This window comes from Patescibacteria group bacterium, assembly GCA_028711655.1.
GTDB lineage: Bacteria > Patescibacteriota > Patescibacteriia > Patescibacteriales > JAQTRU01 > JAQTRU01.
Map to the genome: position 1 here is coordinate 43,586 of JAQTRU010000001.1, position 25,172 is coordinate 68,757.

The window sequence follows — 25,172 nt, forward strand, 5'->3', positions numbered from 1 at the left end:
ACTTTATAACTTTATGAACTTATTATTTCTCGGCGACATTAACGGCAAAATCGGCCGGCAAGCCGTGGCTAAAATTTTACCCAAACTAAAAAAGTCTAAAAAAATAGACCTCGTTTTTGCCAATGCGGAAAATATCGCCCACGGCACCGGCGTAACCGAAGATACCTTGAAAGAATTAAAAGAGGCCGGCGTGGATTATTTTACCGCCGGCGACCACGCTTTTGATAAAATAAAACAGATTGATTGCTATGAAAAATTTCCGATTATCCGGCCGGCCAATTTTCCGAACGGAGCGCCGGGGCAGGGTTATGCGGTTTTGGAAAAAGGAAAATATAAAATATTGCTAATTAATCTTATTGGCCGGGTATTTATGGCCCAAGATTACGACTGCCCTTTTAGGGAAGTGGATAAAATTCTGGCTAAGTTTGCAAAAAAAAGCGTATCTGCTATAATTATTGATATACATGCCGAAGCGACTTCGGAAAAAATTGCCTTAAAACATTATTTGAACGGACGAGCCAGCGCCATTGTCGGAACTCATACGCATGTTATGACTGCGGACGCGGAAGTTTCCAAGGAAGGAACAGCTTATATAACGGACATCGGCATGGTTGGTTTTGCTGACGGCTGCATCGGGGTCGATAAAGAAGGTATTATAAAAACTTTCTTAACCCAGATGAAACAACCGCACTTCATACCGGAAAACGGACGGACAATCTTTAATGCCGTTTTAGCCGAAATTAATCCTAAAAATGGAAAAACCAAAAGCATAAAACCGATAATTAAAACTACTAATATAGAATAACCCTACGAATTACGAATATATACGAATGTACGAATTCCCCAATAAACGCCTTAATTTAATATTCGTATATTCGTAACGAATTCGTAATTCGTAGAATAAAAATATGAATAAGGCAGGATTAATTGAAAAAATAGCCGAAGCCGCGGCCGTAACGAAAAAACAGGCTGAGGACATGATTGAAACTTTGGTAAAAACCATTGTCTCCGAATTAAAATCCGGGGGCGAGGTGACCATTGCCGGTTTTGGCACGTTTCTGGCCAGAACCCGCCACGCCCGGGGCGGTGTTAATCCGCAGAAACCGACGGAAAGAATTAAAATCCCTGAAGTAAAAGTGGCAAAATTCAAAACCGGAAAAAATTTAAAGGACGCTTTAAAAGGCAAAATATAATTTTTTACAGGTTAAAATAAAAAAACAACCCGTTTGTTTTAAGGGGTTGTTTTTTATTGAAAAAAATAGGGTTATGCCGCTCTAGACATAACCCTCGAAGATAAATCAAAACTATTAAAGATACAGCTGACGAAAATCTCTTATGATTTGTCTGGCGGTTTCCGAATTCTTTGGATCAAAAGGAATTTCCAGACAAATTATTTCCATTGTCCGGAGAGCTTCCTTAACCGCCGGAGAAAAATTGGCAAGGTGATCATGGGTGTCAATCAATATTCCCTCGGGGGGTATGCCGGAGAAATGGCAAACCGGACTATGCGGCAAGGCAAGATAATCAGCAACGGCCTGATTAATATCTTTCCATTTCTCGGGGATTGCCATAAAACCCTTTTTTGCTTGGTTAACCATTACAGCCAAATGGGTAAAGTCAATCAGGCATTTCCAGCCCAACCCCAAAGATCCAAATAAATGTTCCATATCTTCCGGAGTGCCGCCAAACCCCCAGTAGCTGCTCCGGCTCCATGGGCTTGTGTCCTCATCTGGTGGATAAAAAGATTTACCAACGATCGGAGGAACGTTTTCCAGTAAAATATTATTCCCGGAAAACGCGGCCAGAGAGGAAACAACCCTTGAAAAAGATATATAATCCGCCTTGCTTTCCCCATAGCCAGGATGAACTACTATCCCTCTTGCATTATATCCGAGTTCTTGAGTTTCTTTAGCTATCCTTAGCGACCAGCGCAAGGTCTCAAAATTCCAGTTCTCCCAAGTATAAAAAGAAGAATGACGACCAAATACGCCGAGCTCATCAAAATTTTCACCGAAGTCAACGCCAATATTTTCCGCCCCGCAATGGATAACCACTTCTTTGCCCGGCAACCTTGATAAAATTTTCCTTAACCAAGATTTATCATCCGCCAGGCCGGGCGTAAAACAAGGGTGCGCCACTCGCAACTGGATACCCTGGATAAAACCGGCTCTAAAAAGCCCTTGCTGGAGAGTAAAATATTCGTCTCCGGAAACAAGATTTTCCCAAAAAAGACCGCCAAAAATTTGAGGCATGCCAGACCCACCTTTCTGATTTTGTCTTTATTTGTTGATATTTTTAAAGGACCATTAAAATTATATCACTCTATCATATTTTCACTATTCAGTCAATCTAAAAATAATTCCAAAGGATAGGGGGGTTGTTTTTTATTGAAAAATATGCTAATATAATCTTGAACTCCCCTGGGAGTTCTTTAAATTAGCGCTCGTAGCTTCCGCCTTCGTCCTTCGATAAACTCAGGACTGCGGCGGGTAAGCGACTGGATAGAGCGCGTGTTTTCCCTGCCTGCCGGCAGGCAGGGGACCAATTATTTTTTTGCCGTTTTGCTCCTGTGGTGAAATGGATATCACGCTTGGCGGAGTTTATCCCGCTTAAAGCGTACCCGTAGCTCAATGGATAGAGCGCTTGGCTTCGGACCAAGAGGTTGTGGGTTCGACTCCTGCCGGGTACGCTTTGTGCGGGAGACCAAGAATTTCGGGCCTGCCCCGCACCGCAAAGGGTGCGGGGTTCGAATCCTGACGGGAGCACACCTGGTAAAACAAAAATTCTAAGAATTACTTTTTCGACTCCCTGCCTACCGGCAGGCAGGCTGCCGGGCGCGCTTTGCGCGGGAGACTGGGAACCAAAAATAAATCAATAGCTATGGATTATCATCTTATTATTTATTTTTTAGCTGGCGTTCTGCAAGACTTCTTACTAACCCTTAATTGGCGATTTATAGCTAAAGAGAAAGCTATTTCTGCGGCCGTTCTTTCTTTCGCCGTAACTATAGTAACAATGCTTGTGCTTTATAATATTTTAACCCAACTTGATAAGCAACGGAGTCTAATCGCAATTATAGTTTATGCTTTAGGCATAAGCGCGGGCACAATTTTGGGAATAAAAACAAAAATTACTTCTAAAAATTAAAAATTGTCGCAATAGCGACACCTAAATTTTACATTTTAAATTTTACATTTTAATTTATTTATGGCTGGGTAGCTCAGTTGGTTAGAGCGTAGCACTCATAACGCTAAGGTCGAGGGTCCGATCCCCTCCCCAGCCACAAAGAATTTCAGATTTATGATTTTAGATTTTAGATTTAAATCTGAAATCGGCAATCCCTGCCTGCCGGCAGGCAGGTTAAATCAAAAATCAAGGGGCACCGTTAGCTCAATTGGTAGAGCAGATCCCTCTTAAGGATAAGGTTGCAGGTTCGATTCCTGCACGGTGCACAAAAAAATCGTAGAGGTGAAAAGTTTTTTACCTCTACGATTTTTTTGTACTATAATCCTATTTAAAGATTCTTTTCCAAAAATTCTCTTACCTCTTTTTCTTTTTCCTCGGCGATTTCTTTCGTTTCCCCCTCAATCGTAATCCTAAGCAATGGCTCGGTATTGGACGGCCGAATATTAATCCACCAATCTTTATATTCAACGGTTAAGCCGTCCAATTCATCCTGCGCCCCGTCTTTAAATCTTTCCCGAGCGGCCGCTATTATTTCTTCGGTTTTTTCAGTTTTCATATTGATTTCGTCCAAACGGTAATAAGGATTAAGCCCGCTTACAATTTCTGATAATTTTTTTTCCTCTTTGGAAATCAGGGCCAGGAGGATAACAAAAGCAATAAAGCCGGAGTCGGCGTAATAATTGTCCCGAAAACAGTAATGCGCCGAAACTTCTCCCCCCATAATTCCGCCATTGTCTTTCATGGCTTTGGCCACATTGACAAACCCGACGGCGGCGCGCAAAGGCCGGCCGCCCCAGTCTTTTACTTTTTCCCGAACCGCCCGGCTGCAAATCGCGTTATAGGCGATACCGGCGCCCGGTTCTTTTTTTAAAAAATATTTTGCTAAAATCAACAGGGTGGTGTCAGCTTGAATAAATTCTCCTTTTTCATCAGTAAAAAACAAACGATCGGTATCCCCATCCATTATTATGCCAAAATTCGCATTTTCTTCCCTTACTTTTTCCGAAATCTGTACCTTTGATTCGGGCAGCAAAGGATTGGAAGGGTGGGCGGGGAAATTTCCATCAAGCTCAAAATTCAAAGGAATTAGCCGGCAGGGCAATTTGGCAAAAAGCAAGGGCATAACTTTTCCGGCCATGCCATTGCCGGCATCAACCACAATTTTAAAAGGTTTGATTTCCCCCATATCGGCGAAAGATAAAACATGCTTTAAATAATCGAAAATTACATCTCTCTCTTTAATTTCACCCCTTGGCTCTTTGGAAGCAAAATTTTTGCCGCGCAAAAATTCATATAATTGGTTTCCCCGTATCATCTCTATGCCGTTATCTCTCACCACCATCTTAAAGCCGTTATATTCTTTCGGGTTATGCGAAGCCGTCACCATTATTCCGCCGTCATATTTATAATGGCCGACAGAAAAATAAACCGCATCAATCGGCACCTGGCCCAAATCGTCAACATTAACCCCCTGGTCAGCCAAACCGGCGGCAAATCTTTCCCCGAGACTGTCAGAGCCGATTCTCATATCCCGGCCGATTGCCACCTTTTTCACGCCGGTTAAGTTGGCATAGGCCTGACCGGCTAAAAAAGCGGTGGCTTCATTCAGCTCATCCGGATAAATTCCCCGGATATCGTAAGATTTGAATATTTTTGGATTTAGAGTCATAAATTTATTTTTTAGCAATTTTCCAAAAAGTCCGGAAATATTGCAGATAACCTAAAGCCACTTCTTTATTAATTATTTCAATTAAAATAAGCGGAGTCGTATATATCTGGATAAAAACCCTGTCTTTAAAAATTTCCGTATTGGCTGGGACTAAATACTTTTCCGGCAGATACTTAGTCGTCCGGGCAAAACTGCTTTGATGCTCTTCTATCTCTTTTCTCTGCCAGGAAAAAGCGATCATACTTAAAACAATTTTTTTTTCTTTCAAAAAATTCTCATAGCTTAAAAATAAATTTCCCATGGCTTCTACCCATTTATCGCCCCCGGCGCCGATTGTATAAACTTTATCTCCCCTTTTTAAATCTTTCATAACTCGGCGGTACGCCGTCTGCCAGCCTTCTTTTCCTTCATAAATATTAACCTGCGGGGCTTTAAAACGGCTTTTAGTCCTTATTTCGCAAGCGACCTTTACCGCCAGATCAAATTGGTCCCTAGCCTGATTACTTAAAACTTCGGGGTTGCCTACTTTAAAATATTTCTTTCCTTTTTTTATCGTTTCCTTAACCAAATCTCTTTTTTTAAGATTATCAAGGCTCTCATAAACAATATTCCGGTGTTTGCCAGTTTTTTTATTATTTCTCCCGAAGGCGTTTCCCCGCTTTCAAGCAAAGCGCAAAAAACCAAAGATTCATTCGGGGATAAACCTAATTTTATCAGTTCTTCCCGCATATGGATAATTTTACCCTATTTTTAGTAAAAAAACAAGTTTAAATAACTATCATCATAAAAGTATTGACATATTATATAAACTATGCTATATTAATATATTAAAAATGTTCCTTTTATTTCAACCCTTTATCAGGAGGTATGGCCATGAAAAAGCTGCTGATCACCCTCGTTCTGTCTGCCCTGCTTTTCGCCAGCTCGGCTTCAGGCCAACATCTGTTTGATACCCGCTTTTTGCTCGGAAATTCAGCTTCGCTGAAATTTGATCATTTTCACGACTGGCAGAATTGGACCAGCTTTGTGGAAATTTCGCCGACCGGACAATACGCTCTGCTTGAGTTCGGGCCGAAATTCAACCTGCCGATCGGCGCCTTAAAACTGCGAGCCGGCTTCAACATAACTTCAACTTCAGCCGGGGCTGAATATATCGACCAGCAGGCTCTAGTATTTCTCGGCCACTGGGGTAACCTGACCCTGCTCTCCGTTAATGAAATAGAAGATATAACCAGAGGCGATCCTTTCCATTGGTCAGCTGACCAATATTATTATGAGCATGATCTAAAATACGGCTGGCTGGGGATTCATGCTGAAGCGGTCTGGTGGGAGAAAAATTACAAACCCTTTACCGGACCGACTTTTTCCTTCCCGGTCGGCCAAGGCCATTTGGTTGTCTGGCCGGGCTGGCAAATAGGCGAAGGAAAAAGAACTCTGGCGGTTGAATACAATCTTTTCTTTAAATGATTTATAAGGAAAATACAAAGCGGACTTCTTAAGACAAGAAATCCGCTTTTTTATATCAAGCCCTCTAAGCTTTTCGGAAAGCCAGCCAAATTCCTCCAAGCCCCCACCAAAGCGCGACTAAAGCTAAAATCCAGCCGACAAAAGGGATGGAAAAAATAAACCAGCAGATGACAATGCCGACAATCATGGCCCAAATTAAAGAATCTTTTTTATTTTTCCAAAATTTCTCCAAAAGATTTCGCCCAATCATAATACCGGTTAAAATTTTGGCCGCAAAAAGAGCAATTGCCCAAACGCCGAGCAAAAGCAAGGCCAACGGAATACCAATAAAGGTAAATAACAATAGAATTGAAATAATTGGAGTTAAAAACATGATTACCGCGCCCCAACCAATAGAAGCCCCAACCTTCTCAAGCATTCTGTCGGTCAGTTCCACAATCTGTTTGCGCCATAGGCTGATTAAAACCAAACCAATTACCAGGGCGGCAAAAATTGAATATAATCTTCCCCAAAACCAACCGACAAACCTGAATTCCCCTCCCTTTTCCGCTTTTGGCAAATTATGTTTAATCTCGCCAACCACAAAAGATTTTTCAGAAATATCCGCCTCGTTACTTCCGGTATAAGTTAAATTCCTCCCGATTTTAGCATTATCGGCAATAATCAAAAGTTCATTTTTGTCGTGATAGCTAATTCCTTTATTTTCCGCGCGTATTTTATCTCTAAGCTTTATTCTTACATCCCTGCCTATTTCTCCGGCAATGGTAACTTTAGGACTGGCGCCATATAAATCCTGGCCGACTTTCCCTCTCGCTTCCATTGTGGCTCCGGCAAAAAGCATGCTCCAGCCCACCTCCGCATTTTTGTCCAAAATAATAGAAGCGCCAAAAGCATTAACGTTGCGGGCAATCTTACCGCCCAAATTAATAGAATTTCCCGCCACTCTTAAATTCCCGCCTATTTCGCCCGAGATATTGATTGACTGACCGGCGCAGATAACATCGCCCTCTACTTTCCCGTTGATATTGATTGACTGACCGGCGCAGATAACATCGCCCTTAATAGTACCGTCAATTGTAATATTGGTCGCAACCGAATATAAACTTCCTTCTATGGTTTCATCTTCCGCAATATAAACTGAATCGCCGGTTTTAATTGAAAAAGCTTTTACGGCCAAAGGCGAAACCAAAAAGAAAATAAGAGAAAAAATAATAATTAATCTTGTTTTTGTCATAATTTTATGGTTAAGTGTATAAGTGCTAATATTATATCAAATTTATTATACCAAATTCACATGCCAGAAGCAATAAAAGAATTACTAAAATCAAATATAAAATCAAGGGACGAATTAACCGCGGCCAAGAGAAAGGCGGCGAAGCAGTTTAAGATTGGCATTTTTCTTAATTCTGATATTTTAAAGGGATATAAAAGATTAATTAAGCAGGGAAAAATTAAACCAAAACCGGCCTTGGAAAAAATCCTGCGGAAGAGAACTGTCAGAACTTTATCCGGAATCGCCCCGGTCGCGGTTTTGATAAAGCCCTACCCTTGCCCGGGCAAATGCGTTTATTGCCCTTCGGAAAAAGGCGTGCCCCAAAGCTATTTATCTAATGAACCGGCCGTCATGCGGGCTATCCGTTGCAATTACGATCCATACAAACAAGTCCAGTTTCGCTTGCGCGCTTTGGAGGCCAACGGACATGAGCCGAATAAAATTGAATTAATCGTTATTGGCGCCACTTGGTCAGTTGTGCCGGAAAAATATAAATACTGGTTTATAGGGGAATGCTTTCGGGCAGCAAATGAATATAATAAAAATAAAAAATTAAAAATAAAAAATAAAAAACTGATATCTAATATTAAAATTCTAAAAAAAGAATTAGCTAAAGAACAAAGTAAAAATGAAAAAACTGAATACAGAATTATTGGCATCACTCTAGAAACCCGGCCGGATTATATTAGCCAAAAAGAACTGTGGCAGATGCGGGAATTGGGTTGTACGCGAGTGGAATTGGGCGCGCAGGCGCTTGATGATAAAATTCTAAAATTAAATAAACGGGGCCATGGCGTAGCCGAAACTGTCCAAGCCACAAAGCTTTTAAAAAATTTTGGCTTTAAGGTCACTTACCATATTATGCCCGGACTGCCTGGCTCCACTCCGAGCAAAGATTTTTTAATGTTTAAGCAACTTTTTTCTGATAAGCGCTTTCAGCCGGACCAGATTAAATTTTATCCTACGGTCGTCACCCGCGGCAGTCTATTATATAAATGGTGGAAAACGAAAAAATATAAACCTTATACTGATAAACAGCTGCAAAATCTAATTATAAAATGCAAAAAAATTATTCCGCCTTATGTCCGCATCATCAGGCTAATCCGCGATATTCCGCAGGAATCAATTATCGCCGGCAATCTGATTACCAACTTGCGCCAAATCATGAAGGACCGGGGCGTGAAATGCGGGTGCATCCGCTGCCGGGAAGCGGGGAATAAGCAATTCAAAATCAAAAATGCAAAATTAACAATTAAAAAATATAAGGCCTCCGGAGGACAAGAATATTTTATTAGTTACGAAAGTAAAAACAAAAAAACCTTATACGGCTTTTGCAGACTAAGGTTGCCAAATACCGTAAAGACGCAAGATTTTGCGTCTTTACAAAATTCCGCCCTTATCCGCGAACTGCACGTTTACGGCGAATTGGTTCCGGTTGGAAAAGATAAAATTATCCAGCATGCCGGCTTGGGCAAAAAATTAATGAAAGAGGCGGAAAAAATCGCCAAGGGTTGCGGATTTAAAAAAATTATTGTAATATCGGGAATAGGAGTTCGGGAATATTACAAAAAACTTGGCTACAAGTTGGAAAATACCTACATGGTAAAAACTCTTTAAGGGGAGTGAAAACAATGAAAAAAATTCTCGAAATCATTGGTAAATGCCTGTACGCAGTTGTTCTTTTCTTCGTTTTAACCTTCAAGGTCTTTATTTGCCCTGAAATTTAATTTCCGGGCAAAAAATTCCAGGCGTCCTGTCCGCAGATCGGACGCCTTTTTCGTTAAAAATAATTTGACATAAAAAAGCCTAAGTGATAATTTAATATATCAACCTGAAATTATTTCGTCCTTTAAAATAAACTATTCTTTTAATGAGGGAAAACCACGATGGTTATTCAGAACAGTTTCGTAGTGCTGGGCGGGACCGGCAACCATGATTTAGATAAAGGCATTCTTGCCGTAGTCAACGACCTGGCAAGAACGCGCCTATCCTTTCTCCACCTGAACATGGATGATTTTTCCGACGGTGAAGACGATTTCCGAATAACCCATCCGGAAAAAATCGCCGGTAAGCACGTAATCCTGTTCCAAAGCCTGCATAGCGATTCCCGGCAAAACCTGGAAAGGCAATTTCTTACCCTGGCCTGGGCGGCGAAATTCCAATACGGGGCAAAGTCCATTGTCGCTGTTGTGCCCTTTATGAGCTATCGGCGCCAGGACCATCCGGAAAAAACGGATGAAATCCACCGCAATCTCTGGCTCTTACATAACATGAAAGCTAACGGCGTTGACAAGTTGATTCTCTGTGATATTCATTCCTGTGTCACCCTGGAGAACTGTAAAAAGGTCGGCATTGAAGCCTGGAATGTTGACCCTTCTGCGGCTTTTGCCGAAATTTTAAAACCGAGGGTTGACCTTTCCCGATCCAGAAGCCAGCCGTTTTTCGTTTATTCTCCCGATAAGGGGTCAATAAGAAGGGCGGTTTCCCTGGCTAGAGAGTTCGGGGTGCCGGTAATAGTCAGCTTGAAAAATCGCCTTCATGATTGCTCCGTGGCTGCGGAAGAAAACCCGGAGAAATTGACGACGATAGAAGTTGAATTGGCTGAACTGCAAGAAAAATTCGGCGTGCCGATCTCTCTGGCCGAAGAAAGCTTGAATGGTGCCAGTATTTGTATCCGAGAAGACGAATTGTCCACCGGGGCTACGGCCGTATTGACCGGAAAATCCCTTAAGCAGGCCGGAGCCAAAGAAATTTTCTTCTGCGCCACCCATCCGGTTTGCACCAAGGGCTGGAAAAGAAAAATCATTGATAACAACCCTTTTGACGCCATTATTTTGGGCGACACTGTTCCCCGCCCCTACCGCAAAGAAACCGGCGGCGAAGTAATTACGGTTTCAATGGCGCGAGTTATCGCCAACCAGCTGTTCGTAATAATTATGGACAGCATCTGATCTTTTTAAAAAAGGCATCTCTACCCGGGTGCCTTTTTTCTTTTGACAAATTGGGTAGAAATGATAAAGTAAAGACAGGAATTAACTTAAAAATATGCCTATCAAAAATATCGTTAATTTTATCTTTGAATTAAACCAATTAAAACGCCAAAGGCGAAGCGGCTTTCAGTTGGCAGGAATAAAAAATCCGGATACGGTAGCCGAACACGTGATGCGGGCCGCGCAAATCGGCTACATTTTAGCGGTGATGGAAGGAGACGCTAATCCGGAAAAAGTGGCCGCCATGATTTTGGTTCATGACAATGGCGAAGCTCGAATTGGCGACCAAAATAAAGTAAGCGCCCGGTATTTTGACAATAGCCAAGCCGAGCAAGATGCTTTTTGCGATCAGGTAAAAAATCTGGGCGGACAGATTGAAAAAAAGTGGAAAAAATATTTTTCCGAATTTGAAAACAGAAACACGAAAGAAGGCATTGTCGCCAAAGATGCTGATTGGCTAGAGGTTGCTTTCCAGGCTAAGGAATACCTTGATTTGGGTTGCCCGTCAGTAGATAACTGGATTAGTAATGTGGAAAAAGCCTTAGAAACAAAATCGGCCAAGGCTTTAATAAAAGAAATGAAAAAAACAAAATTCACTGACTGGTGGAAGGGCTTAAAAAAAATGACTTACAAGAAACTTTATAAATAAAAAATAAAACTGTCATTGCAAACAACAAATTTGTTTCTGTCATTCCCGCGAAAGCGGGAATCCAGCCTGCCTGCCGGTAGGCAGGAATTAGTCCGCAGGAAGTTCGGTTTGTTAAAATTGTGATAAAATAAATGTCCTTACCTCTTAACCCTAGATCCTCTGGTCACCGGCCAGCTCCCCCGCCAAGCTTCGCATAGCGGGGCGTGGCGCTAGCGGGGCAGGCAAGCCCGAAGATGACAAGAGATGAACGGAAGGGAAAAAGCCACAATGACAAATAAGGGGTCTTTCGGCCTTCTTTTTTTGACAAAATAAGCTATTGGGCTTATCATAAAATTACTAACTATTATACTTTAACCTGCGTAAGAACAGGGTATTACCCTGTTCTTACCTAATATAAACCTATGCTATCTTATAAAAATTTATCAAAAAATGATCCGGAAATATTTTCCGCGGTGAAAAAGGAAATGAAAAGGCAAAGCGAGGAAATGGAATTAATCGCCTCGGAAAATTATGTTTCCAAAGCGGTCCTGGAAACCATGGGCACGGTCCTAACCAATAAATACAGCGAAGGCTACCCGGGCCACCGCTATTATGGCGGCAACCAGATTATTGACGAGGTAGAAACCCTTGCTATTGAGCGGGCGAAAAAATTATTTTCCGCCGAGCATGCCAATGTCCAGCCCCTTTCCGGCTCCCCGGCTAACGCCGCCGTTTATTTCGCTTTTATAAAACCCGGAGATAAAGTTTTGGGCTTAAGGCTTGACCACGGAGGTCATCTTTCTCACGGCCACCCCATAAATTTTTCCGGCATGCTCTATAATTTCGTCCAATACGAGGTGGACGCCGAAACCGGACGCCTGGATATGGAAAAAGTCAGGGAAGTGGCTTTACGGGAAAAACCAAAAATGATTGTGGCTGGCTACAGCGCTTACTCGCGAGAAATCGACTGGCAAAAATTTAAGGAAATCGCTGACGAAGTCGGGGCTTTTACTTTTGCCGATATTGCCCATACCGCCGGTTTAATCGCGGCCGGTTTGATGAACAATCCGGTGCCGATTTTTGATGTTGTCACCACCACCATCCACAAAACTTTGCGCGGCCCCAGGGGCGCCATGATAATGTGCAAGGAAAAATACGCCAAGCAGGTTAACCGGGCGGTTTTCCCCGGCATGCAGGGCGGTCCCCATGACCATATTCAGGCCGCCAAGGCGGTCGCCTTTGGCGAGGCCTTAAAGCCGGAATTTAAAGAATACGCTATGCAGGTTATGATGAACGCGAGGATCCTGGCCCGGGAATTCCTAAACATGGGGTATGAAATAGTTTCTGGAGGCACGGATAACCACCTGATGGTCGTAGACATGACCTCAAAAGGCTTAAATGGAAAAGAAGCCGAAGATATTTTAAATGAAGTCGGAATTTCTGTAAGCCGCTCTACAATTCCCAATGATCCCAACCCGCCCATGAAGCCGTCCGGCGTCAGATTCGGCACCCCGGCCATTACCACTCGCGGCATGAAAGAAAAAGAAGTGAAACAAATTGCCGCCTGGGTTAATGAAACATTAGACAATAGAAATGACGAAAAAATTTTGGATAAAATAAAAAAGGAAGTGAGAAAAATGTGCTTAAATTTTCCCATCCCAAGCATCTAAATATATTTATTACAAATACACAAATATTATCACAAATAACACAAATAAAAAAAGATGCTGTATAAAATTTGTGAATTTGCGTTTTGATTTGTGAATTTGTAATTATATTTTATGCCCGCAAAAATAATTGACGGCCAGATCCTGGCGAAAAAAATTAAAGACCAGCTCGTAAAAGAAATCCTTAAACTTAATGATAACAAGCCGGATTGCCAAAAACGTCCCAATCTGGCAATTATTTTAGTTGGGGACCGGGAGGATTCAAAACTTTATGTTGGCCTGAAAGAAAGAGAAGCAAAAAAAGTTGGAATTGATACTCATATTTACAGATGCCCGGATAACACAGAAGAAAAAAAAATTTTAGAAACCATAGAATGCTTAAATAAAGATAAATTAATTGACGGAATTTTAGTCCAGCTCCCCCTGCCTGTTGGTTTTGACACTAATAAAATCATAAAAACGATAAATCCGGAAAAGGATGTGGATTGCTTCCATCCGGAAAATTTAAAGATAATTTTAGGAAGCTGCCGCCATAATCATATTTTATCACCTGTTTTTTCGGCCGTTCTGGAAATGTTAAAAAACATTAATTGCCAGTTAAAAGGCAAGCAAGTTTGTATTATAGCCAACTCGGATATCTTTGGTAAAAGTTTAGCTAAAATTCTTGAGTGCCAAGGAGCAAAAGTGAAAATCGCCAAGGCCAACGACCAGAACCTGGCCAGCAAGACAAGCCAAGCCGATGTTTTAATTACGGCGATCGGCAAGCCAAGGTTTATAAAAAAAAATATGGTAAAAAAAGAAGTGGTGGTGATTGATATAGGCATAACAAAAGAAGGTGAAAAAGTTTGCGGCGATGTTGACTTTGCCGAAGTTAAAAATAAAGCTGGTTATATTACGCCTGTGCCGGGCGGTGTTGGGCCCTTGACTATAGCCATGCTATTTAGAAATACTCTAGAGTTATACAAGAATAAAATAACAAAATAGCTTAAATAATAAAATATTAAAATAATATGAAAATAAAATAAAAAGATAAGAAGTGCTATTTTTAAATTATTTTATTATTTTTTTATTTTATTTTTAAAACCATGAACCAATACGAACAATGCTTGGAACAGCTTGATAGAATCTGCGCCATTATAAAAAAAATGGAAAATGCCAGCGAAGCGGCGGAACTTACTTCCCGAGAAGCGGAAATTTTAAAGCATCCCAACCGAGTAACCGAAGTTTCCATTCCGGTTAAAATGGATAACGGGGATTTAAAAATTTTTACCGGCTACCGCGTCCAACATTCAAACGCCCGCGGTCCTTATAAGGGCGGAATCCGTTTTCATCCCCAGGTTGACTTGAATGAAGTTAAATCTCTGGCTTTCTGGATGACGATAAAATGCGCCGCTGCGGATATCCCCTACGGCGGAGCTAAGGGCGGCATAACCGTCGACTCAAAAAATTTAAGTGCAGGAGAACTGGAAAGATTAACCAGGGGATATGTCCGGGCCATTGCCAATATTGTCGGACCGGATATTGATATCCCGGCTCCGGACGTTTACACTAATCCGCAGATTATGGCTTGGTTTATGGATGAATACAGCCGAATCCAAGGCAGAAACATGCCGGCCGTGGTTACGGGCAAACCGGTTGAAGTCGGCGGCTCCTTAGGCCGGGACAACGCCACGGGTCAGGGCGGATTTTATGTTTTAGAAGAGGTCTTAAAAAAAATCCAAAATTTTTCCGGCGGGGGAAATAAAAAAGATATCACCATTGCTGTCCAAGGTTTTGGCAATGTCGGTTTGAATTTTGCCAAAATAGCCCATGACGCCGGTTACCGGGTCGTAGCTGTTTCCGATTCAAAAGGCGGAATCTATAATGAAGAAGGCCTTGATATTGAAAAAGTCATAGAGCATAAAAACGCCAACGGCTCGGTTCTTGACTTCCCCGGCGCCAAAAATATTTCCAACGAAGAAATTCTAACTTTGCCCGTGACAATTTTAGCCCCAGCCGCTTTTGAAAATGTTATTACTATGGAAATGGTTAATGATATAAAAGCCAAAATCATCCTAGAACTAGCCAACGGCCCGATGAAAATAGAAGTAAGCGAAGCTTTGGCGGAAAAAGATATTTTAATTATCCCGGATGTTTTAGCCAATGCCGGCGGCGTAATTGTTTCTTATTTTGAATGGGTGCAGAATCTCCGGCAGTATTACTGGGAATTGGAAAAAGTGCAAAGCCGGTTAAAAGAAAAAATAACCCAAGCCACCAGTTTAATTTGGGAAACTAAAGAAAGATATGGGGTGGATATGCGCACCGCCGCCTATATCGTAGCGGTGGAAAGATTGCGGAAAGCCATAAAGATGAGAGGCATCTAGCCACGGACTTATGCGGACTGACGCGGACTCAAGCGGAAATTAAAATAAAAAAGCCCGGCCTAAACGGCTGGGCTTTGCGTTTTTAAAAAACTCCTTACAATTTTTTGCGGACGAAGGGGATAACAGAAAAAAACACTCACGAAGACGGTTGCGTCTGCTCCGGCATCAAAAAATTCTTGGCAATCATCCGCGGTATAAATTCCGCCTCCTCCGAATATCGGAATGCAGATTTGCGGCCGGACTTTTCTAATAACCTCCAAAGCGATTGGCTTGATAGCGCGTCCGGAAAGCCCGCATTCGCCGAAACCGAGTACAAATTGAGGAACGGTATTTATCAGGCTGACGGCGTTAAACCCGCACTTTTCCGCAATTATCACTCTTTCAATAATATCTCCGGTCGGACCGAATTTGGCGATAAGCGGATGTTGGCTGAATTTCCTGGCTTCTCTCATAAAATCTTCTATTATCCGCAAATCATCTCGGGATAATATTTTGACATGCGGACAAGAGAAATTAATTTCAATCGCCAAGATATTAAGAGGGTTCAGCATTTCCAACATCCACAACAAGCTTTTGATATCTTTTAAATCAAAAACACCGATTGAAACTACTAGGTTTTTCAGCCCGATTCCGGGATAAAGAGAAATGAATTTATCAAGGCCGAAATTATTCCAGCCGAACCGGTTTAGCCATCCATTCTCCGCCGGACGCAAAACTTCCCACGGTTTCCACCAGCGATAATTCCCCTTCCATGGAGGCAAGGTGAGGGTTTTCGTAATTACTGCTCCGAAAATTTCCCAATTCATCAAATGAAAAAAACATAATAAAAAACTTAACGGATTTTCATACAGCTCGTATCCCAAGCCATACTTAGCCGGTCCGGAACCGACAATAAAACGATTCTTCATTTTTATGCCGTTCAAATCTATCATGTCGCCCTCTCTTTTTTTTGTAAAAAGAACCAAAATTGCCTCCTCTTTCCTAATCTGCTAATATTAAGTTAGTTTAATAGAAAAATTTTGTCAACAGGAGAATGGCTAAGTATAATTTGTAAATTTGTAAAAGATTTGTAATTTGTATGAATATAAAAAAACAACAACTTCTGGAACTCCTTGAAATCCATTATGGTTTTAAAAATTTCTGGCCGGGCCAGGAAAAAGCCATTGATAATATTTTAGCCGGTTTAAGTTCGGTCGTTATTATGCCGACCGGCGGGGGCAAATCTTTAATTTACCAACTCCCGGCTCTAATCTTGGACGGAGTCACGATTGTTATTTCTCCTTTAATCGCTTTAATGAAAGACCAGGTGGACAATTTGAAAAAAGTCGGCATCCCGGCCAATTTTGTCAATTCTTCAATTTCTCCCGATGAGACTTATGAACGGCTGGAAGAGGTGAAAAAAAATCAGTATAAGCTTCTTTTTATTGCCCCGGAAAGATTTTATAATCAGGAATTCGTAAAAACCCTAACGGACATCAAAGTAAGTTTATTTGCCATAGACGAAGCTCATTGCATCAGCCAATGGGGACATGATTTCCGTCCCAGTTATTTAAAGTTAAAGAACGCCCTTGACCTAATTGGCAATCCGCCGGTGGTGGCTTTAACCGCGACCGCCACGCCGGAAGTCCGGGAAGATATTGTAAAGCAGCTTAATTTAAAAAACCCGGAACTGATAATAACCGGCTTTGCCCGGCCAAACCTCCAATTCGGAGTTATTCAAGCCAGTGACGCGCAAAAACCCAGTCTGGTTTTGGATGCTTTAAAATCTACCGAAGGATCCGGAATTGTTTATGTGGGCACCCGAGCCAAAGCCGATGACTTGGCCCGGACTTTGCTGGAAGAAGATATTCCGGCCGTGGTCTATCATGCCGGCATGGATCCTTCTGACAGAACCTGGGTGCAGGAAAATTTTATGGCGGGAAAAGTAAAGGTAATTGTGGCCACTAACGCTTTTGGCTTGGGAATTGATAAAAAAGATATCCGCTTTGTCATCCATTATGACATGCCCGGAACGATCGAAGCTTATTATCAGGAAGCGGGCCGGGCGGGGCGGGACGGCAAACCCAGCTTTTGCCTCCTTCTTTACTCTCCCCGCGACCGTTATTTGCGCGAATTCTTTATCAAAGGCGATAACCCTCCGCCTAATATCATCTTGGAAATCTACAAAATTTTAACTGACTACGAGTCAGATACGGTTTTAATCACTTATGCCGACTTGGCCGAAATGCTTTCAGACAACGTCCCGGAAATGGCTATCGGCACCTCTTTAAAAATCCTGGAACGGGAAGGATATATCAGCCGGCCCAACGAAAAAACCGCTAATGCTTTTTTAAAGCTAAGCAAGGATTTTGCCTCTGTTCTAGACTCCTTTGGCAGCCGGGCTAAAACCAAAATTGATATATTCCACAAGCTCTATGACCGCTTCGGGCAAGATTTAGAAGCTGGCTGGAATTTTTCTTTTGAAGAAGCCGCCGGCATGATTAAAGTAAAAAAGGAGTCTTTTGTCCGTTTAGCGCGCCATCTGGCGGAAAATAATTTAGCCGAATATCAACCGCCGTTTCGGGGAACAGAAATTAACATTTTAAAAAGGGTTGATCCGGGCGAACTAAAAATTGATTTCACCGCCTTAAAAGAAAAATTAAAAAGAGCTTATGCCAAGTTGGACAAAATGGAAGACTATATTTATTATTTTGGCTGTCGGCAGGAATATATTTTGAAATATTTCGGGGACGCCAATGCCAAAACCTGCGGAAAATGCGATAACTGCTTAACTGCCGGCGGCTACGAAAGGAAGCGCCAACAGCCGCGGGGAAAAAATCGTGAGGAAAAAATTTCTAAAAATAATTTGGATGACATGGTGGAAAAACCGAGTTCCAAACCGGCCTTGAGCACGAAATTAACCCAGCTGGAAACTTTTGACTTATACAATAAAGGCCTGGCGATTGAGGCTATTGCCGAGGAGCGGAAATTAACCGTTGGCACAATTGTCGGGCATCTTATTTTTTTAATGGAAAAGAAACTAATTAGATTTGAAGAGATTAATAAATTAGTTGACAATAATAAGCAAAAAAAAATAAAAGCCGCTATAGCCAAAGTCGGCGCGGAAAAATTAAACCCAATAAAGGAAATCGTCGGGGAAGAAATCAGCTACGAAGAAATAAAATTAGTTTTAGCAAAAAAGAAAAATTCTTAATTTTTTAGAAATTTAGGGACTTAGTCGCCACAAAGGCGACTAAGTCCCTTATAAATTCAAACTTGACTTTCTGCCAAAATTAACCTAAAATACTATCAGATAACCAAGGGGGATTTATTAATCGCTCTTTTTATTTTTGCTTAAATCTAAAAACAGAAAAGAGGTGAGCCATGCCAAGGGATGCTTACAAGAATGAAGTGATTGACCCGGGTGACCAGGCTTCGCAATTGGCGAAAGAAGTATGCTTTGAGAGCCATAAAAATTGTCCGGCCGTTAGAATTATTGCCCATCAGCCAGGAAATTTCAGGGGGCCGGTTGGTTTTAACTGGCAGCCGCATATCCTAAGAGCGATGGCCGAAGGAACGGAAATTTCCTGGAAACTGCTTGAGGAAATAGAAACTGACGGCGCTGGCGGCAAACCGCAATTTTTCGCTCTTATCGGCACCCCTGAAGTCTTCCACGGTCTGGGGTGGGAAATTATTTGCATGACCGCCGATGATTTCACCCGGTCCGGAAGATTCCCGACTATCATGAATAACACCATTGACACCAAGAGGGTAGTAGAAAAAAATTTCCATCTAGTAAAGGCCTTGTTCGAAGGCTTTGGGGAAGCTTTGCGAATAGCCGGTTTAGTTAATATTACCGGTGAATTCGCTATTATGAAACACAGTGTGACCGCTTTTTGCGACACCGACGAAGATGGCCAGTTAATCCTTAACTGGAGCGCGTCTTGCTTGGGCCTCTGCCATCATGACAGACTTATAGACGGCTCTAAAATCAAACCGGGTATGCCGATTATCGGGTTTGAAGAAAATGGCTATCGGTGCAACGGCGGTACTTTTTTCACTAATCTTATCCTCGCCCATTGGGGCCCGGATATAAAAAAAATTTTGGGAAACCAAACCGCCATTGAGTTTACCCGGAAACTGACTGTTCCTTCGGTCTATTACGGGAAAACCTTAATAAGGGTGAATGGTTGGAATCCCGACGGCAGTATCGCAGATCCGATCGTAAACATGGCTGGTATTGCCCACATCACCGGCGGAGGAATTTGGGGCAAATTCCGGGAACTTTTGCCGGAAGGTGTTGGGGCGAATCTGAACACAATGCCAAAACCTCCGGAAATTTTGCGGGAAGCGCAAGAGCTGTCGTTGAGTCATAAGGGATTAGAGTTATCCGATCTTCAGGCCCATGGCACTTTTCACGGCGGTTGCGGAATGATCGTGGTTTGCGCCTCGGAAAAGGACGCTGACACTCTCATCGAAGAGGCCGCCAAAGACGGAATTCGAGCCAACAGAATTGGCGAAACTACTGAGTCGCCAATGCGAGAAGTTATAATCAACTCACAATTCAAAGAAGGCCGAATTCTTTCATCAAACGAACTGTAATTTACGGAACAAAAAAGAGGGCGGACTTGTTTTTCCGCCCTTTTCTTTTTACCTGAAAAATGATAGTTTTAAATCAGACAACTTTTATTAATCTCCCGATTTACGCGTTCTTTCGCGCTGGTCCGTATAAGTCCGCGAAAATTCGCATAAGTCAATGTCCGATATGGATAAGCAAACCCAAAAAAATCTGCTAAATCTGGTCAAAGCTAACTACGAGGAAATTTCTGGCCAATTTAACCAAACCCGAAAAAAATATTTATGGCCGGAACTAATTAAGTTAACGGAAAAAATTAAAACCGGGGATAAAATTTTAGATGTGGGTTGCGGCAACGGCCGCTTGCTGGAAGCGTTTAAAAATAAAAGGATTGACTACTTGGGGATTGACTCTAGTGAAAATCTTATAGAACACGCCAAAAAACTTCATCCTAAAAATAAATTTATTGTCGGTGATATTTTGGATTTAGGCAAAATCCCGGAAATAAACTTTGATTATGTTTTCTCCATTGCCCTTTTTCATCATCTCCCCGGTGATGATTTACGGATCGCCGCCTTAAGGCAGTTGAAAAATAAAGTGGGCGAAGAGGGAAAAATAATCATTGCGGTCTGGAATCTATGGAGCCAGGCGAAATTCAGAAAATTAATTTTTAAATTCACTTTGCTCAAAATAATTAAAAAAAATCTGCCCGCGGGCAGAATGGATTTTGGCGATATTTTGTTTGACTGGAAAAGTCCGGATGGCAAGGCCCAAAGCCGACGCTACTACCATGCTTTCACAAAAATGGAATTAAGAAAAATCATAAAAAAAGCTGGTTTAAAAATTGAAAAACTATACAAAGATAAATATAATTATTACGCGATTTTAAAAAAATAATTTAATTTAATGGCTCTTTCAACAACGGGAGGTATAATATGAAAGTTTTGGTCATCGGTTTAGGCGGGAGAGAAAGCTCTTTGGCACGGGAAATTCGTAAATCAAGTTTGGTGGACAGAATTTTCTGCGCTCCGGGGAATGCTGGCACCGGCCAAATAGCCAGAAATGTTGCTATTGGAGCAAACGAAATCCAAAAACTGGCAGAATTCGCCCAAGCAGAGGCAATTGATTTAACAATTGTCGGCCCGGAAGTGCCTTTAGTCAACGGCATTGTGGACAAATTTACGGCCGCGGGTTTACTGATTTTTGGACCATCAAAAAAAGCGGCCCGGCTGGAAAGCTCAAAAGTTTTTACTAAACAGCTCCTTAGAGAGATTGGGGTGCCGACAGCGGAATTTGAGGTATTTACCGATGCTAGCATGGCCGCTAGCAGGATTGGCCGTTGTTTAAGAAACTTCGGATTGCCAATAGTAATAAAAGTTGATGGTTTAGCCGCCGGCAAAGGGGCGATGGTATGTCATACTGCAGAAGAAGTCTCTGCGGTTTTGGTTAGGATCAAGGGAGGAGAATTTGGCCCAGCTGGAAAAAAATTCCTGATAGAAAAATTTCTCCCCGGCGAAGAGATTTCCTACATTGTCTTGGTTGACAAAAATGGGCATATTCTCCCGCTCGCCACATCGCAAGACCACAAAACTATTTTTGATCATGATAGCGGAATATTCCCAAATCCCAATACCGGGGGCATGGGAGCTATTTCACCATCTCCGATTGTAACTCCGGAACTGGAAAAACTAATTCTCGCCGAAATTATCAGACCCACCATTGAAGCCATGGCGAAAAAAGGCATCCCTTTTACCGGCGTGCTTTATGCCGGTCTGATGATTGATGAGGCGGGCAATCCGAGTGTTTTGGAGTTTAATTGCCGTTTTGGCGACCCGGAAACCCAGCCAATTTTGGCCCGGATGAGATCTGATCTAATTGACGTTATCTTAAAAGCTCTAGAAGGTAATTTGGATAAAGTCAAAATAGATTGGGACCCCAGACCGGCAGTTTGCGTAGTAATGGCTTCCGACGGTTACCCCGGTACCTACGAAAAGGGTTACCTAATTTCCGGCCTTAAAGAAGCGGCAAAAACCGGATCTATAATTGACCACGCCGGAACAGCTTTAGACCGCCACGGCAGAATCATAACTGCCGGCGGAAGAGTCCTTGGAGTAACAGCCCTGGGAGACGATTTTCAGCAAGCGCGAACAAACGCTTACCAGGCGGTAAAAAAAATATCTTGGCCCGGATGTCACTTCCGGCAAGATATCGGCTGGCAAGGGTTTGAAAAATAATAAGTTTTTTCAGAAAACAAAAAGCAGCCCTTAATAGCCATAGGCTGCTTTTTTTAATTTTTTTAGTTTCTCAACTCCCCTAAAACTTCCTTTATATCTTTTAAATCCCCTTCTGTTAAGCCCAGTTTTAACCGATTCTGATAAAGCCGGTATGATTCATTCCTTAAATTAACGGAAGAAATGCCAATTCCCTTCCTTAAGTAAGACTTATATTTTTTCACTAAATCCAAAATAATTTTTCTATTGGCGCTTCCTAAATTTCTGTAACGATAATTATTTCTTACCAGCTCATTCAATTTCCTTTCAAATTCATAATCTTTTAAATTTTTGGCGTTAGCCATTAAATCTTTTATATCCATAATGCGACAATTGACAATTAACTATTAACAATTAATAGTTAATTGTCAAGTGTCAATTGTCGTTATGAGCGGGTAATCCCGCAAAGTTCGCTATCGCTCACTACGGGACGGGCGGGAATTGAAAAGAATTCTTCAAAAAATTCTGAAATCTAAAATCTGAAATCTAAAATCTGAAATTAACAGGGAGCGGGTAGGGGGAATCGAACCCCCATCTTCAGCTTGGAAGGCTAACATAATAAACCATTATACGATACCCGCAGAAATCAATTTTCAATTTTAAATTTTCAATTTTAAATTACCTAAACTATCCAATCTTTTTATCTTTTTTAATCTTATAGACTAAAAGAACAAAAGTCAATAAGATGATAATCAAGCTGGCAATCTGGGGAAATCTTAAATTCCAGATAACCGGGGTTTCGTCTATCCTGATAAATTCTAAACTGAAACGCAAAACAGAATACGTTATTAGATAAAAAATAAAAAATAAAAAATAAAAAAAAATTTTAAACTGCCCTTTTTTTATAACCCAAACATGGAAAGAAATTAAAATTAGAAAAATTAAAAAATTGCCGATTGATTCATACAAAAATGTCGGGTGAAAAAAATCCGAGGAAATATATTCAAGCGGCCGCCCCATAATATCAATCGGAATGCCCCAGTCTAAATTAGTCGGCTTGCCAAAAAGCTCCCTATTAAAATAATTACCCCACCGGCCAATGGCCTGCGCCAAAGCCAGCCCCGGCGCTATCACGGCGGCCAAAAGCCAAAAATTTAAATTGCGCTTTCGGGCGAAAAACCAGATTACAAATAAACCGGCAATAATCGCCCCGTGGATTGCCAGCCCACCCTGCCAGACCTTAAAAATATCCAAAGGATATTGCCAGTAATAAGGCAACTCCAAAAAAATATGATAAATTCGGGCGCCGATTATCCCCCCGAGAATCAGCCAAAAAGCCAAATCAACAATAGTTTCTTTTTTTAGGCCGTAATAGGAAGAAATCTTTAAGGCCGTAGCTATAGCGGCCAAAGACCCCAAAACAATAAAAAAACCATACCAATAAATATGGATAGGGCCGAAAGAAACTAAAATCGGATCAGGATTGAAGGTATGAAAAAAATTCATGTTCAAGACGTCAATTTATTTTTAAACCTTTAGATGAACCATTGATCCGAATTCTACTGTGCTTATCTTCACGAACTTTGAATTAATCCGAATGCCACGAATTAGTATTCGGAGCATTCGGATTATGGCAGGAAGATTTAAGTCCATAGGCAGAATTCGGATTAAAGGATTATCTAGGGGTTTAGAGCCGAAAAAATTTCTTCTACTTAGTATTATATAATAAAAAACCCAAATGAAAAAGCCGGAGAGTATTTTTTCCCCGGCTTTTTTGTGTTTATTGAAAAAATTTTTCTTCTTTGCTCCGATCGAAATCAGTAAATGCCGCCCAGTAAAAAACCAGGGCGCCCACACACATCAGAGCTAAATACTGGACGTTAGCCCATTGCTGCTGCGGGTAAGGAAAGACCGGGGCATTAACCACTTTCAAAAAACAAAAAATAGTTATCGCAAGACCGAAAATGGAAACAGATATTCTTGCGACCATTCTCTTTGTGAGTGTTTTCTCCGCCATTGCATCCTCCTTTGGCTTTTGGAAAAAACTACTCACCCCCATGAGATATTTATATCATATCATATTTATCAAAATATGTCAATATAAGAAAAAAAGCCCGAATATTAAATAAAATTCAGGCTTTTTAATTTTTTCTTTTGACTTGTTAGCCACGGCTGCAAATTAACAAAAAAGCTACAACGGTCGCCAAAATAAGCGCCGCTTCCGGCCAATGTCTCTTAAAAAATTCTTTCATCGCGCACTCCTCTTTTTTAAGGTTACATTGCCAAGATACCATTCTTAATTCTTAAATCTTAATTCCCCTACGGTGGGGATAGAGACCTGCCTGCCGCGGCAGGCAGGGACTCGTCCCGCACGGGTTGCCCCACATGCTCCTAAGGCATGCGTGCCCCGCCTCATTTTAAAAAAATTTAACTATGAATACCACTGCTGGTGGGCAAGAAAGGACTCGAACCTTCACGCCTTTCGGCACATGCTCCTAAGGCATGCGTGTATACCAATTTCACCACTTGCCCATATTTTATACTAAAAATGAGGCGGGGTAAATATACCAAACTGTCCCGTCCCTTTTAAAGGCGCGGGGTTTCACTATATCCCCCTTGCTCCTTTATTCTTAAACCAATTTGTATTTTATGTCAATGTTTTTATTATAGCAAAAATTGTGTTATGATAATAATATCCATAAATAATTAATTATCGCGTTCTTCCGCGTGAGTCCGCGTTAGTCAGTATAAGTCCGCGTGAGTCCGCAACAAAAAAATATGGCTAAACAAGAAAGTAAAAAAAATTCTGCCAATCCTGACGTAAAAACCAACAAAAACATTGCCGCCCTGTCTTATGTCTGGATTCTCTGTTTAGTGCCGCTTTTAGGGAAAAAGGATTCTGAATTCGCCCAATTTCACGCCAAGCAAGGTTTGGTTTTGTTTGTCATAGAATTGGTGGCCGGATTATTTATCTGGTTCCCATTTTTCGGGCAACTTCTGATGCTGGCCCTGATTGTTGTTTCGGTGATGGGAATTGTCAAAACTTATAACGGAGAATGGTGGGAAATTCCCTTTATTTACGAATGGAGCAAAAAAATTAATTTATAAAAGTTACGAATTACAAATCTTATACAAATATTACAAATAATTAAAAAACGATTATT

24 protein-coding genes and 5 tRNA genes are annotated in these 25,172 nt (G+C 41.5%); 18 read left to right on the plus strand and 11 right to left on the minus strand.

Features of this window, described 5'->3' with window-relative positions:
• Positions 1–13: 13 nt before the first annotated feature.
• Entirely contained in the window at positions 14–805 is a 792-nt protein-coding gene (locus tag PHQ42_00180) for a TIGR00282 family metallophosphoesterase (protein MDD5071149.1), read from the plus strand.
• Between the two features lie 103 nt (positions 806–908).
• On the plus strand, positions 909–1,193 hold the full coding sequence (locus PHQ42_00185; protein MDD5071150.1) for an HU family DNA-binding protein: 285 nt from the start codon (positions 909–911) through the stop codon (positions 1,191–1,193).
• 114 nt (positions 1,194–1,307) lie between these two features.
• On the opposite strand, the gene PHQ42_00190 is transcribed toward PHQ42_00185, so the two are convergent.
• Complete coding sequence (locus PHQ42_00190; protein ID MDD5071151.1) at positions 1,308–2,252, minus strand: hypothetical protein; 945 nt, start codon at positions 2,250–2,252, stop codon at positions 1,308–1,310.
• Between the two features lie 364 nt (positions 2,253–2,616).
• Between PHQ42_00190 and PHQ42_00195 the strand changes: the two genes are divergently transcribed.
• From PHQ42_00195 to PHQ42_00210, 4 genes are all read left to right on the plus strand, one after another.
• Positions 2,617–2,689, plus strand: a tRNA-Arg gene (locus PHQ42_00195).
• Positions 2,690–2,880: 191 nt separating this feature from the next.
• The gene (locus tag PHQ42_00200; GenBank protein ID MDD5071152.1) at positions 2,881–3,147 is read left to right on the plus strand and encodes a DUF5698 domain-containing protein; all 267 of its coding nucleotides are present in this window, start codon (positions 2,881–2,883) and stop codon (positions 3,145–3,147) included.
• Between the two features lie 62 nt (positions 3,148–3,209).
• Positions 3,210–3,283, plus strand: a tRNA-Met gene (locus PHQ42_00205).
• Between the two features lie 96 nt (positions 3,284–3,379).
• Positions 3,380–3,452: transfer RNA gene (locus PHQ42_00210), tRNA-Lys, on the plus strand.
• A gap of 62 nt (positions 3,453–3,514) precedes the next feature.
• Here PHQ42_00210 and PHQ42_00215 read toward each other — a convergent pair.
• The 3 genes from PHQ42_00215 to PHQ42_00225 are packed head-to-tail and all read right to left on the minus strand — an operon-like array spanning position 3,515 to position 5,584.
• Positions 3,515–4,855 carry a phosphomannomutase/phosphoglucomutase gene (locus tag PHQ42_00215; GenBank protein ID MDD5071153.1) on the minus strand — a complete coding sequence of 447 codons (1,341 nt, stop codon included), beginning with the start codon at positions 4,853–4,855 and terminating at the stop codon, positions 3,515–3,517.
• Between the two features lie 4 nt (positions 4,856–4,859).
• Positions 4,860–5,423, minus strand: a complete 564-nt coding sequence (locus PHQ42_00220; GenBank protein MDD5071154.1) for a hypothetical protein — start codon at positions 5,421–5,423, stop codon at positions 4,860–4,862.
• Positions 5,405–5,584 (minus strand): hypothetical protein, encoded by a 180-nt coding sequence (locus tag PHQ42_00225; protein MDD5071155.1) that lies wholly within the window; start codon positions 5,582–5,584, stop codon positions 5,405–5,407. The genes PHQ42_00220 and PHQ42_00225 overlap by 19 nt, the downstream gene beginning before the upstream one ends.
• A 138-nt stretch (positions 5,585–5,722) precedes the next feature.
• On the opposite strand from PHQ42_00225, the gene PHQ42_00230 reads away from it, so the two are divergent.
• On the plus strand, positions 5,723–6,322 hold the full coding sequence (locus PHQ42_00230; protein ID MDD5071156.1) for a hypothetical protein: 600 nt from the start codon (positions 5,723–5,725) through the stop codon (positions 6,320–6,322).
• A 64-nt stretch (positions 6,323–6,386) separates the two neighbouring features.
• On the opposite strand, the gene PHQ42_00235 is transcribed toward PHQ42_00230, so the two are convergent.
• Positions 6,387–7,556 (minus strand): polymer-forming cytoskeletal protein, encoded by a 1,170-nt coding sequence (locus PHQ42_00235; GenBank protein MDD5071157.1) that lies wholly within the window; start codon positions 7,554–7,556, stop codon positions 6,387–6,389.
• A 60-nt stretch (positions 7,557–7,616) separates the two neighbouring features.
• Here PHQ42_00235 and PHQ42_00240 point away from each other — a divergent pair, with 60 nt between their 5' ends.
• The 6 genes from PHQ42_00240 (at position 7,617) to PHQ42_00265 (ending at position 15,243) form a co-directional block, all read left to right on the plus strand.
• On the plus strand, positions 7,617–9,212 hold the full coding sequence (locus PHQ42_00240) for a tRNA uridine(34) 5-carboxymethylaminomethyl modification radical SAM/GNAT enzyme Elp3 (protein ID MDD5071158.1): 1,596 nt from the start codon (positions 7,617–7,619) through the stop codon (positions 9,210–9,212).
• A gap of 269 nt (positions 9,213–9,481) precedes the next feature.
• Positions 9,482–10,546 (plus strand): ribose-phosphate diphosphokinase, encoded by a 1,065-nt coding sequence (prs, locus tag PHQ42_00245; protein MDD5071159.1) that lies wholly within the window; start codon positions 9,482–9,484, stop codon positions 10,544–10,546.
• A 94-nt stretch (positions 10,547–10,640) separates the two neighbouring features.
• The gene (locus PHQ42_00250) at positions 10,641–11,234 is read left to right on the plus strand and encodes an HD domain-containing protein (GenBank protein MDD5071160.1); all 594 of its coding nucleotides are present in this window, start codon (positions 10,641–10,643) and stop codon (positions 11,232–11,234) included.
• Between the two features lie 401 nt (positions 11,235–11,635).
• A complete protein-coding gene (locus tag PHQ42_00255; protein MDD5071161.1) occupies positions 11,636–12,883 on the plus strand; it encodes a serine hydroxymethyltransferase in 1,248 nt (415 codons plus the stop codon).
• 111 nt (positions 12,884–12,994) lie between these two features.
• Entirely contained in the window at positions 12,995–13,864 is an 870-nt protein-coding gene (locus PHQ42_00260) for a bifunctional 5,10-methylenetetrahydrofolate dehydrogenase/5,10-methenyltetrahydrofolate cyclohydrolase (GenBank protein MDD5071162.1), read from the plus strand.
• 101 nt (positions 13,865–13,965) lie between these two features.
• Positions 13,966–15,243, plus strand: a complete 1,278-nt coding sequence (locus PHQ42_00265; protein MDD5071163.1) for a Glu/Leu/Phe/Val dehydrogenase — start codon at positions 13,966–13,968, stop codon at positions 15,241–15,243.
• Between the two features lie 59 nt (positions 15,244–15,302).
• On the opposite strand, the gene PHQ42_00270 is transcribed toward PHQ42_00265, so the two are convergent.
• Positions 15,303–16,208: a hypothetical protein gene (locus tag PHQ42_00270; protein MDD5071164.1), complete on the minus strand. Its 906-nt coding sequence runs from the start codon at positions 16,206–16,208 to the stop codon at positions 15,303–15,305.
• A 113-nt stretch (positions 16,209–16,321) separates the two neighbouring features.
• Between PHQ42_00270 and PHQ42_00275 the strand changes: the two genes are divergently transcribed.
• The 4 genes from PHQ42_00275 to purD all read left to right on the plus strand — a co-directional run bounded on the left by PHQ42_00275 (position 16,322) and on the right by purD (position 22,032).
• Complete coding sequence (locus tag PHQ42_00275; GenBank protein ID MDD5071165.1) at positions 16,322–18,436, plus strand: RecQ family ATP-dependent DNA helicase; 2,115 nt, start codon at positions 16,322–16,324, stop codon at positions 18,434–18,436.
• Positions 18,437–18,606: 170 nt separating this feature from the next.
• Positions 18,607–19,824: an AIR synthase-related protein gene (locus PHQ42_00280; protein MDD5071166.1), complete on the plus strand. Its 1,218-nt coding sequence runs from the start codon at positions 18,607–18,609 to the stop codon at positions 19,822–19,824.
• A gap of 163 nt (positions 19,825–19,987) precedes the next feature.
• Complete coding sequence (locus tag PHQ42_00285) at positions 19,988–20,695, plus strand: methyltransferase domain-containing protein (protein MDD5071167.1); 708 nt, start codon at positions 19,988–19,990, stop codon at positions 20,693–20,695.
• A gap of 38 nt (positions 20,696–20,733) precedes the next feature.
• The gene (gene purD / locus PHQ42_00290) at positions 20,734–22,032 is read left to right on the plus strand and encodes a phosphoribosylamine--glycine ligase (GenBank protein MDD5071168.1); all 1,299 of its coding nucleotides are present in this window, start codon (positions 20,734–20,736) and stop codon (positions 22,030–22,032) included.
• A gap of 62 nt (positions 22,033–22,094) precedes the next feature.
• On the opposite strand, the gene PHQ42_00295 is transcribed toward purD, so the two are convergent.
• The 5 genes from PHQ42_00295 to PHQ42_00315 all read right to left on the minus strand — a co-directional run bounded on the left by PHQ42_00295 (position 22,095) and on the right by PHQ42_00315 (position 24,540).
• On the minus strand, positions 22,095–22,391 hold the full coding sequence (locus tag PHQ42_00295; protein ID MDD5071169.1) for a hypothetical protein: 297 nt from the start codon (positions 22,389–22,391) through the stop codon (positions 22,095–22,097).
• 185 nt (positions 22,392–22,576) lie between these two features.
• A tRNA-Gly gene (locus PHQ42_00300) sits at positions 22,577–22,649 on the minus strand.
• Positions 22,650–22,695: 46 nt separating this feature from the next.
• A complete protein-coding gene (lgt, locus tag PHQ42_00305; GenBank protein ID MDD5071170.1) occupies positions 22,696–23,514 on the minus strand; it encodes a prolipoprotein diacylglyceryl transferase in 819 nt (272 codons plus the stop codon).
• Between the two features lie 274 nt (positions 23,515–23,788).
• On the minus strand, positions 23,789–24,025 hold the full coding sequence (locus PHQ42_00310; GenBank protein MDD5071171.1) for a hypothetical protein: 237 nt from the start codon (positions 24,023–24,025) through the stop codon (positions 23,789–23,791).
• A 430-nt stretch (positions 24,026–24,455) separates the two neighbouring features.
• A tRNA-Leu gene (locus PHQ42_00315) sits at positions 24,456–24,540 on the minus strand.
• A 246-nt stretch (positions 24,541–24,786) separates the two neighbouring features.
• Between PHQ42_00315 and PHQ42_00320 the strand changes: the two genes are divergently transcribed.
• Positions 24,787–25,116 (plus strand): hypothetical protein, encoded by a 330-nt coding sequence (locus tag PHQ42_00320; GenBank protein MDD5071172.1) that lies wholly within the window; start codon positions 24,787–24,789, stop codon positions 25,114–25,116.
• Positions 25,117–25,172: the final 56 nt, after the last annotated feature.

Bases quoted from the DNA above. Each gene is read 5' to 3' on its own strand.
- prs (MDD5071159.1), top strand. From the start codon at position 9,482: ATGGTTATTCAGAACAGTTTCGTAGTGCTGGGCGGGACCGGCAACCAT.
- PHQ42_00255 (MDD5071161.1), top strand. From the start codon at position 11,636: ATGCTATCTTATAAAAATTTATCAAAAAATGATCCGGAAATATTTTCC.
- PHQ42_00190 (MDD5071151.1), bottom strand. From the start codon at position 2,252: ATGCCTCAAATTTTTGGCGGTCTTTTTTGGGAAAATCTTGTTTCCGGA.
- PHQ42_00285 (MDD5071167.1), top strand. From the start codon at position 19,988: ATGGATAAGCAAACCCAAAAAAATCTGCTAAATCTGGTCAAAGCTAAC.
- PHQ42_00230 (MDD5071156.1), top strand. From the start codon at position 5,723: ATGGCCATGAAAAAGCTGCTGATCACCCTCGTTCTGTCTGCCCTGCTT.
- PHQ42_00215 (MDD5071153.1), bottom strand. From the start codon at position 4,855: ATGACTCTAAATCCAAAAATATTCAAATCTTACGATATCCGGGGAATT.
- PHQ42_00260 (MDD5071162.1), top strand. From the start codon at position 12,995: ATGCCCGCAAAAATAATTGACGGCCAGATCCTGGCGAAAAAAATTAAA.
- PHQ42_00275 (MDD5071165.1), top strand. From the start codon at position 16,322: ATGAATATAAAAAAACAACAACTTCTGGAACTCCTTGAAATCCATTAT.
- PHQ42_00310 (MDD5071171.1), bottom strand. From the start codon at position 24,025: ATGGCGGAGAAAACACTCACAAAGAGAATGGTCGCAAGAATATCTGTT.
- purD (MDD5071168.1), top strand. From the start codon at position 20,734: ATGAAAGTTTTGGTCATCGGTTTAGGCGGGAGAGAAAGCTCTTTGGCA.
- PHQ42_00200 (MDD5071152.1), top strand. From the start codon at position 2,881: ATGGATTATCATCTTATTATTTATTTTTTAGCTGGCGTTCTGCAAGAC.
- PHQ42_00250 (MDD5071160.1), top strand. From the start codon at position 10,641: ATGCCTATCAAAAATATCGTTAATTTTATCTTTGAATTAAACCAATTA.
- PHQ42_00185 (MDD5071150.1), top strand. From the start codon at position 909: ATGAATAAGGCAGGATTAATTGAAAAAATAGCCGAAGCCGCGGCCGTA.
- PHQ42_00240 (MDD5071158.1), top strand. From the start codon at position 7,617: ATGCCAGAAGCAATAAAAGAATTACTAAAATCAAATATAAAATCAAGG.
- lgt (MDD5071170.1), bottom strand. From the start codon at position 23,514: ATGAATTTTTTTCATACCTTCAATCCTGATCCGATTTTAGTTTCTTTC.
- PHQ42_00265 (MDD5071163.1), top strand. From the start codon at position 13,966: ATGAACCAATACGAACAATGCTTGGAACAGCTTGATAGAATCTGCGCC.
- PHQ42_00295 (MDD5071169.1), bottom strand. From the start codon at position 22,391: ATGGATATAAAAGATTTAATGGCTAACGCCAAAAATTTAAAAGATTAT.
- PHQ42_00180 (MDD5071149.1), top strand. From the start codon at position 14: ATGAACTTATTATTTCTCGGCGACATTAACGGCAAAATCGGCCGGCAA.
- PHQ42_00235 (MDD5071157.1), bottom strand. From the start codon at position 7,556: ATGACAAAAACAAGATTAATTATTATTTTTTCTCTTATTTTCTTTTTG.
- PHQ42_00280 (MDD5071166.1), top strand. From the start codon at position 18,607: ATGCCAAGGGATGCTTACAAGAATGAAGTGATTGACCCGGGTGACCAG.
- PHQ42_00320 (MDD5071172.1), top strand. From the start codon at position 24,787: ATGGCTAAACAAGAAAGTAAAAAAAATTCTGCCAATCCTGACGTAAAA.
- PHQ42_00225 (MDD5071155.1), bottom strand. From the start codon at position 5,584: ATGCGGGAAGAACTGATAAAATTAGGTTTATCCCCGAATGAATCTTTG.